The following is a 12,998-nucleotide window of genomic DNA, read 5'->3' on the forward strand; positions in this document are numbered from 1 at the left end:
AAAACGGATTAGAGCAGGCGCTGACGCTGCGCCGCTTCTATCTGCCTACGCTCGATGATGATCCGCAAAATTTAGCCAGGGCGCTGTGGCTCGATAAACACGAGCATGAGCGCCAGAAATTAGCCGTCATGAGTGCAGTTGCTGAGTTATTTAAGAAATGAATCAAAAACTTCTGATGCAAATCGGTCTGATTGACCAGGTGACAAAACCGCTGAGGAATATCACCAAACAGATCGACCATACCATGCAAACCGCCCGCAGCGGGATGCAGGATATGGTGACAGGCGGGGCCGGGCTGGTCGCGTCTGGTTTTGCTATTCAGAATGCACTCATGCCAGCGATTGAAATTGATCGCAAAATCGGTGAAGTTCGGTCGCTCGGCGTGACGGATAATGCGCTGCAACAACTCCAGAAAACTGCGATCAACTTCTCTGCTGCATACGGCAAATCCGCCACTGAATTTGTTGATGCGTCCTATGATATAAAATCTGCGATGGGTGATATCTCGGGGAAAGACCTGTCAGGTATTACCAACAGCTCAGCAATTCTCGCCGCCGCAACCAAGGCAGACACAAAAACTATCACCAGTTACATGGGAACCATGTACTCAGTTTTTCAGAATCAGGCTGACCAGATGGGTCAAACCAAATGGGCGCAGCGTGTCGCAGGCATGACTGCAAAATCGGTCGAGATGTTTAAAACCACCGGGCAGGGCATGGCCGATGCATTTAAAGGGCTGGGCGCACTGGCGAAAACAAACGGCGTGACGATGAAAGAGCAAATGGCCGTGCTCGGAATGCTGCAAGGCTCAATGTCCGGCTCTGAAGCCGGAACCCGTTATAAAGCATTTTTAACCGGTGCGGTTAAGGCACAGAAAAAACTGAAACTGTCATTCACAGACAGCAACGGCCATTTGCTGTCGATGCAAAATATTCTCGGGAAAATAAAAAATAAATTCGGTGATCTGAACTCAACAGAGATTTCAAAACTAAAAACAGCGTTTGGCTCGGATGAGGCGGTTTTACTGATCACTGATTTAATCGGAAAAACCGGCCAGCTTGGAACCAAAATTCAGGATTTAGATAAAGCGGCAAATTTAGAAACAGCAAAAAAAATGGCTGATGCCATGACTGATCGATGGGAACAGTTGGAAGCCTCGTGGTTTGCCATCCGGGCGGCAGCATTCGGGGCGATTCTGCCAGCGATTAACTCAGTAGTAGGCGCTGTGGCTAAAGGGATTATGTATGTGACTCAACTCACCGGTCAGTTTCCTTTACTGACGCAGGTTTTAAGTTATGCAGCGATCGCAGCATTATCATTTGGTGGCGTGGTCGCATCGCTGTCTCTGGTGATGGGGTTTGCAAAACTGGCGTCCGGCGGCTGGGCGCTGTCAGTGAAATTGCTTAGCGGCACAATTAAGTTATTGTCTGTCGCGCTGAAGGCTGGCCGGTTGTTTACTATTGCTTGGTCAGCAGCGGTGATGATTGCGAACGGTGAATTTGCCCTGATGCGGGTGATGATGGTGGGGAATGTCCGGCAAATCTGGGCAAGCGTTACGGCAACGAAAGCCGGAACCATTGCAACCCGCGTATGGGCTGCAACCACATCATTTTTCAGCTCGGTGATGGCTGTGTTCAGAAACAGAATTATTGCAACAACCGCCGCAACATTAACGATGAGCGCAGCGGGAAAAGCGGCAAAACTGGTCACGGTTGGCTGGGCTGCTGCTGTGGGCGTGTTTAATACAGTTCTCGCCGTATTCAGAAATAGTACGATAGCAATGACGGCAGTGACATGGCTGTTCAATGCGGCATTGTGGGCAAACCCTGTCACATGGATTGTTGCCGGAATCATCGCGTTAACTGCCGCAATTGTTGCCGTGATCTATTACTGGGATGATCTGAAGGCCGCGTTCCTGGACAGTGATGCATTTAAATTTATTATCGATTCAATCAATCAGCTGATTGAACTGCTGAACCTGATCCCTGGTGTTGATATTGAATGGCGCGCCGGTGTTAACACGGATAATCCAGAGCTGAAAGCCGCTGAAAATGCGTCTGCCGTACCGGCGGCTGATATTGCATCACGCCCGGAACTCAAAGCAGCGCAGCAAACAAAACAGTCTGTGCCTGCAATGCCTGCTGTTCAGAATCAAATACCACTGCCGAATGTGAACAAGTTGGCCGGTGTTGCTCAGCATGAAACTGATGACATGATTGACTATAAATCGCCACAAAACAAACCACGCCTGCCGGACCATGTTGTGCAGAACATGACACACCAACAGACCCAAACTACAAAAAATGTCCGTCAGTTCGGGGATGTGTATATCACTGCTCCAAATGGTATTACACCTGATCAGTTAGCCGAATGGGAAATACTCAATGCCGGATAAAAAATACATTGATATCAAAATTGTTGACGGTAGCTGGGACATCGACCCCGGCCAACAGCCGGATTATTGCAGTGATGCCTACAGCATCGCGCAGGATGTCAAGCACGCGATTATGGAATCAGGACTCGCCAGAGAATTGCAGGCAGAACGGAACCCGGCATTACGTGCCGATGTCCTCATCCGGATTGAACAAACCGCTGAAAGTGACGATCGCATAATCCCTGGCTCAGCCAGCGCCCAGGAGCAAAGTTCCGGATTAATCTATCTCACTGCAACCGCGTATGAATTCGGGGATATCAGTACGGAGGTGAGTGTATGAAACGCCCGTCCGCTGATTTTCTCAATATTTTGTCTGAATCAGGTATTCCGACCACATCAGATGAACTCGAATCGGTGCTGAAAACAGATGTCACGAACGCCGGGAGCACACTATCTAATGATTCAGAAATGTCCCCGTTTTGGCGCTGGGTCAAAGCGGCGGTGATTTCGCCGGTACTGTGGCTGATAAAAACGCTGCTGGTTACGCACGTGATGCCGAATATGTTTGTTGCAACTGCAAATCGCTGGGCATTAGAGCTGAAAAGCTGGGAGCTGGATATTGAGCCGAAAGACGCGGTGAAAACTACCGGTTATCTGCTGTTCGTCAAAGAAAGCGCGGATGATGAAATCACCATTGAGGCTGGTTCAATTGTGCAGACACTGGCGATTGATGATGTGGTTTACCGTGTTTTAGTGACTGAAAAGACAGTAATTAAATCCGGGGCTGAGTCGGCCAGTGTGCCGGTTACGGCAGAGAACGCCGGGGCCGCGTATAACCTGCCCGCCGGATATTTTAACATCATGCCGGTGGAAATACCGGGGATCCTGTCGGTGGTGAATGAAACCGGCTGGATTCAACAATTGGGTGCAGACGCTGAAACCGATGAGGAACTCGCGCTCAGGCTGCAAAATGCGTTCACGTCCGCCGGGTCATGGCATATCAATGATGTGTACCGATCGATTATTGCCAGTGTTGCCGGGATTCGCAGCGACAATATATTTTTCCGCAATACCGGCCATATTACACCGGGAACCGCTGAAGCATTGATATTGCTCGATGTCGGCACAACGCCGCAATCTGTTTTAGACAGCCTGAATCAATACATTATGGAAGACGGTCATCACGGACATGGTGATGTACTGACCTGCATTGCCATGCCGGATAAAACATATGATGTCATCGCTGATGTGGTGCTCGCTGCCAATCTCACCGATCAGCAAATCAGTGAGCAATACAGTGAGATAGAAAAGCGAATCCGCGCGGCATTCCGGGAAACTGCTGCATTTACCAACATTACCAGAGCATCACCTGACAGCCGGTTTTCTCTGTCTCAGCTCAGTACAGAAATTCACACGCAGATGGAGCATGTCCGCTCAATCCGGGTGTCCGTCGATGATGTGATACAGCACGATATTGTTTCTGAACTCGAACAGCCCCGGCTGAACTCACTGACCGTGAGGGCGCTGGATGACTGATAAAAATATCCCGGAATTGCCGGAATCGGTGATCCCGTGGTGGCAGGATGGCAACACCACATCAGAGGAAACCAAAGAACCGTATTTTTTATCATCCGGGGTTTATCGCTTTTTTCAGCGCGTCCGTGACTATTTGTTGTTTCCGCTCCGGCAGACCGATGCGCTGACCTGTAGTGAATCTGTCCTGAATTTGCTGGCCTGGGACAGAGACATTCAGCGTTTTGATGATGAACCGCTGTCGCTTTTTCGTAAACGGGTGAAATTCGCGGCCATCAATGCGCGGGATGCCGGGAGTGTGGCCGGGTTTAAACGTATTTTTGCGCGTCTGGGTATCGGGATTGTGTCGTTTAAAGAGCGGACAGACGCGGTGCAGTGGGATGTCTGCACCATTGAAGTGACTGATAACGACATGACCGACAACAAAGTGCTGATGATGGTGCTCATCCGGCAATACGGCCGGACATGCCGCCGTTACCGGTTTGAGGTGACATACAAATCAGAACTGAACATCGAACCGGGGGAATTCAGTCACCGGTTTTCTATTGATAGCGCCAGTATTACCGAAGCAGCCGAAATCTCGGTTTTTCCTGCTCCGGTGGAGCATCAACAACAATTATTTATCGCAAGTCTGGGGGATGAATGAGTCAGACAACGATTCCGTTAGAATTTGAAAAATATCTGCAAAATCAGATCAGTGCCGGTCAGGGACCGGATATGAATGAAATGATTTTTGCATATCTCCCGGATTTGGATCTGGGGAAACTGATTGACCGGGAAACCGGATTACCCGATGAATCATTCTGGGTTCACCGGCATGATATTGACCAGACCGGGAAACTCGGAGATAACGCCCTGGTTTACTCGGCCATTGTGCCGGATTCCGTCCCGGAATTTACATTTAACGCGCTGTTCCTGCATGATAAAAATGTCGCAAATTCATGCGGCATGATTGTTTATAAACCGGCAGAAACCAAAGAGGCTGGGATGTCGATCACCAAGAGTTTGTTACAGCGTTATACCGGCGCGGCGCAGATTGCCGGAATCACCGTTGATGCAGCGACCTGGCAGATTGATTACAACGCCCGTTTATGTGGTATGGATGATGATCACCGGCTGGCGTGTTTCGATGTGTACGGACACACCGCCTTTATCAGCGGGTTTGATGTCACGTTTGTCGGGGATTCGAAATACCAGATCACACAGGGTCATGCATACATCGGGGGATTACGCGCGGTTTCTGATGGGGATATCACCCGCACAATCAGTGAATTGCCGGTCATTCTCTATGCGGATGTTTACCGGGACGGCACTGCAATCAGCAAATGGGACAACATCGTTACGTTAAATATCAATGCTGATGAACTGAGTGATTATAAAGACTTGTCCGGGCGGCAACACTACATCGCAAAAATTGCGTCAATTGATGCAGAGGGAAACATCACAGATGAACGCCAGTGGATGTCATCCGCCGGTGATGTGTGTTTATCCGGTCCTGTTCGGGTCAGCCCTGGCGGAACCTACACATACCAAATCACCAATTTTAATGATTTCAGTACGTATCAACAAAAAATACTACAGGGCAGTGTGACACGTGCCGATGACACGTTGACAGTGACAGTGCCTGAATCCAACGAGAATCAGGACATCAAATTGACGGTGTTGCGTGACAGCCGCAGTTATGAGTTTGTGATCCACTCGCGGCGGGTTGATGTCACGACGCCGCAACTTACATCACCGCTTAGCGGGGCGGATAGTGTTGCAGTTAATCCCACATTAACCAGCTCTGACTATACCGCCGCAGATGAAACCGACACTCATGAATCGTCATCGTGGGAAATTGCCACGGATGAACAGTTCTCAGATATCGTCTGGAGCAAATCTCAGTCAGCGGATGATTTAACTTCCGTGTCATTGCCTGCCAATACGCTGGAACTCGGAACCGCATATTATGCCCGTGTCAGGCATTATTCCGGGAGTGGCAGTATGTCTGACTGGTCAGACACGGTACAGTTTACAACTACATTATATGCCGTCGGCGGTGTGGTTGATGGGGATATTATTGTGGGTCAGTTTGATGGTGACTGGCTGTTAGTTGCCCCGGCGACAAAGCGGGGGATTAGTTACTGGGGGTTGCATGGTACTGATACCAGCTTAACCAACTTGTCATACCTGCAAAATGACCCGAATACGGGCAAATCAAATACTGATGTTTTGGTCAGTTCATACAGCAGTGTAAAAGATTCGTATGGCCGGAAAGGCGCAATGGCTGCAAATTCATGCCGGAACATGGGATATGACCTGCCCAATATTCAGGAGTTATTTTATATCTATTCCCATACCAGCATGATCGATGCGGCCGATAAATCAGGAGGGACGAACACACTGAATTATATCGCGAATCACGGAGATGTTACCTCATCAGATGTGATCGCATTTTCATCGTCTGAAAAAGATTCCGGCTTTGTGATGGGCGTTAATTTTCATACAGGCGAAAAAAGCGCCTATACAAAAGAAGTCTCTAAATATTGGTTTATCCCATGCCGGAGGGTTTCACTATGATTGGTATCGTCAATTCTCAGAATCAAATTTTGTGTGGGCCGGTTAACTATGATGGTGATCATATCCGGAATCTGGTTTTCCGGATGGGCGGTAATTCAGCCGTAGTGCCTCAGTATGAACCGGCATCCGTTGTAAAATGCGGCGCGTTAGCCATTATGCCTGTATCTGACCCCTGCACTGATGTTGAACATCCGGAATTTTATATCCCGTCGATCGGATACTGGTACGTCAACGATGGTGTCATTACCCGCGATTTATCGCTGAATGAACGTGATATCACTGACGTGCGTTCAGTGCTGATCGATAATCTCTCTGAAATTCGCTGGAATTGTGAATGCGGCGGGATTGTGTTTGATGAGAAAACAATCTCTACCTCCCGTGATGACCGCTCTGCACTGTTAGCATCAGCGCAGTCTATTGCAGATGATGCGTCAATTCAGTGGAAAACACAGTCCGGGTTTATCTCACTGGATAAACAAGCCATCAATGAATTATTAACAGCCGTGACGCAGCATGTGAACCGGTGTTTTACGGCTGAAAAAAATATCAGTGATCAGATTGATGCTGAAACATCATTTACAACACTGACTAACCTGAATTTAACTGAGTTGTTTGACTCAGAATATCAGGCGCAAACGTCATGATGTGGCAACAGTCTGCTCTGTCGTGGCCGGATACCGCGCAGCAGGTACAAACACCGGCTGAATCGGTCACTAATCAAATCAACTCTCAGGCAGACAGCGCAGTCAGCCGGTTGAACCGGTTAACCGGTGATGCGTCATACAGCCGCCATGATTTGAGCACGGATGCACAATCATTGCTCAACCTGCGCGGTGAACTGAATCAACTGCTAGTCACCGGCACAATCATCACCGTGACACCCTATCAGTTTCAGGTTGGTAACCGGGTCAATCACGGCTGGTATCTGAACCCGCAAACCGCGATTGAAACGCTGGTAAAAAAATTACGGGATGCCTCCGATATGAACCGCCCCGGTGGTAATTTACATGTTGTCGGCATCATGACCACCGCGCCGAATCTGGGGCGGTTTGTTTCAGAGCTGCAAATCATCACTGATGTTCTGCCGCTCCCGCAGTGGTGCCAGGTCAAACGCCAGAGCGAATCATTACTCACCAATGAAACGGATAAATTTTTCGAGCCAGCGGCGATTGTGCAGCCCCGGTTTAAACCGGGTGATTCGCTCAATACCAATCCTATGCATGACTATTTCCGGCAGCAGGGGACACAAATCGCGATGTTGGAATCACTTGCCAGTGACCAAACACATGTTATCGGCAAACTGGCAGCGCTGGCCGCAAAACGGAAACATCAAATTGTTCAGGTATCAGCTGCAATTAATGCGATGAAAACACTAAAAGGTTCACTCTGGTCTTTCGCTGCAAGCGGCAGTTTAAACAGTGTTGCAAGCCAGCTTTCTAACAGCAATATTCCGAACAATCATCAATACACCATCGCCAGCCTGATCATTAGTAACAGCCCGTTGAAATTCTGGGAGGCACTTTGTTCGCATTAGATGGAAAAACATTCAGCATTAAAAACCTGCTCGTCAATTTTGAGCGGGAATTTAAAACGCAGGATATGAGCGGCCAGTCATGCAATACCGATGATGCAGAGCAGGGCGAAAAAGCCGCGAAACTCTCTGTTACCGGCCTGATCTCTTTTACTGATATTGAGCAGTTGAAAACACTGGAGGCGATGAGCGCAGCAAAAACAGAGACCGGAGACCGGAAAATATACCGGGTTGTCGATGATCTGGCGAATGCGTTTAAAATCCGTGAGGTCAAATTCAGCGGCCGGTTCTCGGCTGAACAACAGTCTGATGTGATGGCCTGGCAGGTCTCGTTTTCTCTGCGTGAGCATAAAAGCGCGGCAGAGCAGAAAGAGCAACACCAGAAAACCAAAACCAAAGCTACACAATCCCAAAACACCCGGCTGAAGCAATCGCTGATGCAGAACAAAGAGGCCATTCAGTGAAATTAGAAAAACGGCTTTATATCTCCAATCAGGAATATGACATTGCTGATGTAACCGTGTCACTGCGTTTGTCACTAGGCGGAAAAGCGATTTTCACGGTTCAGGCCGATAGCGCCCCGGAACTGAAAGAACAGGTGCGGTTAGATATCGGCTATGAGCAGGATATGTATATTTTCTTTGAAGGCTACATTGAAAAGACGCAGATTGCCCAGAATGGATTTTATAAAATCACAGTCAAAGAGCACGCCGGGGCACTCAGTTTGCGCTGGCCGCTGAGTATTGAACACCCGACCGCGATCGACATTCTGAATCAGCTCACAGCACTGACCGGATTAGATTTTAAATATCCGGACGCTGATTATATGAAAACCCGGATCCCGAATTTTGTTCACCAGGGCAACGGGTATCAGTGTCTGAAAAATGTCGCAGAGACGTTTAATATTCCTGATTGTATCTGGTGTCAGTGTGATGATCAGAAAATATGGTTTGGCGCATATGCAGACAGCCATTTTTACAATAAGCCCATGAGTGTGCCGGATGAGTTTTCAGCCCGGCAAATTGCAGATAGCATCACGATTGTGCCGTATCCGATGCTGAGGCCGGGCAGGGTGGTGAATGACCACCGAATCAACCGTGTTGTACTCAACAATGATGAGATGACCATCTACTGGCAGCAGAACAACAGTGAGACATACGCACATAAACAGCGTATTTATAATGATTTCCCGGAACTCTCCGCCGGGTTTCATCTGCCCAAACTGGGCCGGGTTGAGTTCGTGCGGGATAATGCTGCATCCGGAAATACCGCTGATCCGTTCCGCCCGCGTTATTCGGTGGATATTCAAATGCTGGATGCTGACATGAAGGTTGATAAAACGGTGCCGGTTTATCGCTCTGTTCCGTTGCCGGTCAACATGAGCGGCCATGAATCCGGATTGCTCGCGTACCCATTAGAGGGAACCATTGTTGAAATCGCGTTCGCCTATGGCCGCAGTGACCTGCCGCTGATTCGTAGTGTTTATGGCCGGGATTACGCATTACCGGATATCAAACCGGGGGAACAGTTGCAGCAGCAACGCGATGAGGTCAGCCGCCGGACAGATGCGGCAGGGAACATCACAGACCAAACCGATCAGGTGTTCGCATCATCGGCGTTCACAATGACAGATACCGCGCAACAGTACAGCGGCAGCTTTGGCGCGCATCAGCTTGATATATCACAACATAGCTTTGAGAACATCACAGGCAAAAAGCTGATTGAAGCGCTCGGAGCGGTTGAAGTGCTGACCGGGGATAATATGGAACTCGGCAGCCTGGGGAATATGCACACCGCAACCGCCGGAGAATTGATAGAAACCATCGGAAAAATCCGCCGCAGCATTGCCGCCGATCATCAGTGGCTACAATCCCCGAAAACATGGGTGGGTTCGAAACAGGAAAATATATTAATCCTGCTCTCTGAACTGATGCAGGTTGTCAAAGAACTGGCCGATACATTATCAACTCACACTCACAACGGCGTGTTAGCTGGCCCGGCAACAACATCCACCCCGGTGCAGGCGCAGACAATCACCGGCCACGGTGAGGACAGTCATTCACTGAAACAGCGGTTAGATCCAATCACTAAACGATAGCCACACAATCCCACACAGCGCAGCCAGATGGCTGCGTTTCTTTTTGCCTGTCAGTTACCCTAATTCAATACATGCAGCAGCACAGAGCGCCACGCTCACGTAATCGGGCAATCGCGTCACGTAATCCGCACTCCTCTACACCCGCCTGCGATGTTTTTGAGGTGGTTTTTTTGCAGTTTTTATTTTGTGAAAATCCGGCTGGCCGGTCATACGCTCAGACCCCGTGATATAAAGGTTTTCGGGGGCATTCAGTCACCTGAAACTGGCCGTTTAAAAATTTCGAAAATTGAAAAAAATTTCAGTTAATTGAAATTCTGATGATCTGAATTGATCATGTGTAAAATTATAACCTATTGAAAATAAACAACTCTTCTGTTTTACGTCACGATTTATCAATGATCTGATGATCTGGTTAATGATCTGATAATATACGCTGAGCGCAGATAGGGCAGGGCTTCCGGGCATTTCTTGCAGGAAAACACTTTTTCAAAAAACGAGAAACAGAATTGACTACTTAGCGGTGTAGTCAATGAATGTGCTCACATGACTGCAAAATTTCAGGTGTAGTCATTTTGTCGCCATTATTGAATGTGTTGTTTTTTAAGTGATTGATTTTATATAAATAAAATAACAATGAGTGATAAGATCATATTTTGAATCATCCTCGTGAGAATCAGTGATATCAAGGCGTATCAAAGGGTGTGAGCTACCCCGTTTATCAATAATCATCAATATTTATCTATATTCAGCAATTTTTTCGCCATTTTTTTGCCATTTTTGTGGCGACAATTACAGGTTAGATAGTGGTTTTTTTGTGACCACAGCGCATCGTCTGTTTGATGTCACTGTGGTGTGTTCCCCGTACACACGGGGATGAACCGCTTTCACCTATCTCAATAAAGTCATTCAAAATCCTTTTCTCAGCCCGTTTTTGGGTTAATTAATCCAAGTTTAATCACGTTCATCTGTGGCTTAATAACAGCCGGACCAGGTGTGATTGAGTCATTGGTTTATTGGGCTGTTATAGGCAACAAAAGAAAATCTATAACAATTAAAACAGTCATAAATAGAGATGAAAAACATGAAAGTATTTCAAATGAATCTGTTAAATTACAACGCAAATACACAATTCCCTAATGGAGGCGTAGCCACTCAAAAACAGATAGATTTAAGGAATGAGATGAATAATCATGGAGTGGGAAACGTTAATGTAGCGGCATTTACAGAAGTGGGTGTAGCTGATAACTTTATTCAGGCGAATGTTCAAAATGCACTCAATGATTTTGGAAATTCGCTTGGTATTCATCAAGGAGCAAATGGGAGACAACTCGCAGTAATACGATGTGGTCGTACTGCTCTACAAGACAGTAATGAAGTTGTTGCCCTTGTTGTTGACGGCAATGCCAACATTCATAATTTTGGTTTATACTATTTTACGCAAGTAGAACCTTTGATATGGCAAGACGAAGAAACAAATGTAGGACTCAATCAATTTACTGCTAACCTCAACCTTCCTGATGGTGCAATACCTGATTATCGTTACATTGTTTATATTGATTTTACTTTAAACGGTGTACGCCGAAAACTTGGATTCATTCATAATAGAGCACCAGGGCATGATCAAACTGTTGTTGTTATGCAAGGGATTAGATCGTTACTTGAACAACAGAACACCTTATTGATGTGCGGAGGAGATTTTAATGTTGCATCACCTGCCATTGGCCTAAATGGTGTGGGTGTACAGTATCCTAATCATGGTCACCATCAAAAGTGGTATTATTCTCCTGGATATACAACAGTTTCAAATCCTTTAGATTATTGGATAAGTCAAAATCAACTAATGGCACCACCTCTAGGTGTTGCAACTGCTCAAGCAAACAGAACACCAAATGTACCTAATCCGGTGACTACAGGCTCAGATCATCGTGGAGTATGGATAGATATTAATTAGGATAAATACTAGGTAAGTATTAATTTTTTGTATTTCAGTCAGAAATTAAAATCAACCTGTAACAAAAGCTAAAGCCCATTAAAACAGGCTTTATCTTTGTTGATAAAGCGGTCTTAAATCGAATCATAAATCGATTTAAGACCGCTTACTGATGAATTCAGGCAATGACAAAAAATAAGTTACTGGCCCGCACCAACCTCCAAATTAAATCGAGTGTTTAGAGACAGCACATATCCATTAAAGACTGATTTTGATTAATGATTTGATGGCGAAAGCCATGTCTAAAAATACACGTGTAATAACGTGTAATATCTTACTGTCTCATATGCATATAAGTTGAAGGTGTTTCCAGAAGAAAGTTGGAAATTAAATTGAGTCGGTAAGGCTAATAAAAAGTTGTTCCTAAATATGCGCCACTTTTGGTGACGAGGCAGATATCGATAAGCAGACCTTCCGCGCCAGGGAAGGTGCGGAAGAGCCTCAAGGATGGGTTCATGTGTGTATGTGTTCGATATCTGCCTGAGTGACCTACAATTAGGAACGGTTATTTAGGTGTTATTGAGTCATTGTCCGTATATTGGTTTGTTATAGGCAATGAAAGAAGCCTATAACAGTAATTTAATTAATTAAAAAAGAGGTAATTATGATAATTAGAATCAGAGTATTAGCAGGAAATTCGGGTGTTGGAGAAATTTCATTCGGTGGCGTAAATGTAAATATCGGTGATGCAAATTATACAGATATCCAAAATAATAAGCCAGAGGTCTGTGTATGGACTGCTGGAGCTCAGCATCAAATGAATTATGGAGCTGGTCGTTTTGTTAATAATGAGACCTATACAATAATCGAAGCAACAGATGCGGGACTTAAGCTGACTTGTCCTACTCCAGCGTCACCCGACATAACGTACAGACCATAATTGTCAATAATCATGTTCTTATATAAAAAT

General features: G+C 46.5%; 12 protein-coding genes. All 12 read left to right on the forward strand.

The window, feature by feature from the left end; all coding sequences use genetic code 11:
* The first annotated feature begins 26 nt into the window (after nucleotides 1-26).
* The 12 genes from OC443_RS26395 (at nucleotide 27) to OC443_RS07970 (ending at nucleotide 12,968) form a co-directional block, all read left to right on the forward strand.
* Complete coding sequence (locus OC443_RS26395) at nucleotides 27-161, forward strand: DUF6890 family protein (protein ID WP_370738773.1); 135 nt, start codon at nucleotides 27-29, stop codon at nucleotides 159-161.
* Nucleotides 158-2,395 (forward strand): phage tail tape measure protein, encoded by a 2,238-nt coding sequence (locus OC443_RS07920; RefSeq protein WP_073585289.1) that lies wholly within the window; start codon nucleotides 158-160, stop codon nucleotides 2,393-2,395. Before OC443_RS26395 ends, OC443_RS07920 begins: the two co-directional genes overlap by 4 nt.
* Entirely contained in the window at nucleotides 2,385-2,714 is a 330-nt protein-coding gene (locus OC443_RS07925; protein ID WP_073585291.1) for a DUF2590 family protein, read from the forward strand. Before OC443_RS07920 ends, OC443_RS07925 begins: the two co-directional genes overlap by 11 nt.
* Nucleotides 2,711-3,910: a baseplate J/gp47 family protein gene (locus tag OC443_RS07930; RefSeq protein WP_073585293.1), complete on the forward strand. Its 1,200-nt coding sequence runs from the start codon at nucleotides 2,711-2,713 to the stop codon at nucleotides 3,908-3,910. Before OC443_RS07925 ends, OC443_RS07930 begins: the two co-directional genes overlap by 4 nt.
* Nucleotides 3,903-4,553 carry a phage tail protein gene (locus OC443_RS07935; RefSeq protein ID WP_073585295.1) on the forward strand — a complete coding sequence of 217 codons (651 nt, stop codon included), beginning with the start codon at nucleotides 3,903-3,905 and terminating at the stop codon, nucleotides 4,551-4,553. Before OC443_RS07930 ends, OC443_RS07935 begins: the two co-directional genes overlap by 8 nt.
* Nucleotides 4,550-6,469, forward strand: a complete 1,920-nt coding sequence (locus OC443_RS07940; protein ID WP_073585297.1) for a phage tail-collar fiber domain-containing protein — start codon at nucleotides 4,550-4,552, stop codon at nucleotides 6,467-6,469. The genes OC443_RS07935 and OC443_RS07940 overlap by 4 nt, the downstream gene beginning before the upstream one ends.
* Complete coding sequence (locus tag OC443_RS07945) at nucleotides 6,466-7,113, forward strand: DUF4376 domain-containing protein (protein ID WP_073585299.1); 648 nt, start codon at nucleotides 6,466-6,468, stop codon at nucleotides 7,111-7,113. The genes OC443_RS07940 and OC443_RS07945 overlap by 4 nt, the downstream gene beginning before the upstream one ends.
* The gene (locus tag OC443_RS07950) at nucleotides 7,110-8,003 is read left to right on the forward strand and encodes a hypothetical protein (RefSeq protein ID WP_234976436.1); all 894 of its coding nucleotides are present in this window, start codon (nucleotides 7,110-7,112) and stop codon (nucleotides 8,001-8,003) included. The genes OC443_RS07945 and OC443_RS07950 overlap by 4 nt, the downstream gene beginning before the upstream one ends.
* Nucleotides 7,991-8,464, forward strand: a complete 474-nt coding sequence (locus tag OC443_RS07955; RefSeq protein WP_073585301.1) for a baseplate complex protein — start codon at nucleotides 7,991-7,993, stop codon at nucleotides 8,462-8,464. Before OC443_RS07950 ends, OC443_RS07955 begins: the two co-directional genes overlap by 13 nt.
* The gene (locus OC443_RS07960; RefSeq protein WP_073585303.1) at nucleotides 8,461-10,098 is read left to right on the forward strand and encodes a hypothetical protein; all 1,638 of its coding nucleotides are present in this window, start codon (nucleotides 8,461-8,463) and stop codon (nucleotides 10,096-10,098) included. The genes OC443_RS07955 and OC443_RS07960 overlap by 4 nt, the downstream gene beginning before the upstream one ends.
* 1,081 nt (nucleotides 10,099-11,179) lie before the next feature.
* Nucleotides 11,180-12,049, forward strand: a complete 870-nt coding sequence (locus OC443_RS07965; protein ID WP_143169387.1) for a hypothetical protein — start codon at nucleotides 11,180-11,182, stop codon at nucleotides 12,047-12,049.
* A 643-nt stretch (nucleotides 12,050-12,692) separates the two neighbouring features.
* Nucleotides 12,693-12,968 carry a hypothetical protein gene (locus OC443_RS07970; protein WP_073585307.1) on the forward strand — a complete coding sequence of 92 codons (276 nt, stop codon included), beginning with the start codon at nucleotides 12,693-12,695 and terminating at the stop codon, nucleotides 12,966-12,968.
* Nucleotides 12,969-12,998 lie beyond the last annotated feature (30 nt).

This window comes from Vibrio quintilis (assembly GCF_024529975.1).
Classification (GTDB): Bacteria; Pseudomonadota; Gammaproteobacteria; order Enterobacterales; family Vibrionaceae; genus Vibrio; species Vibrio quintilis.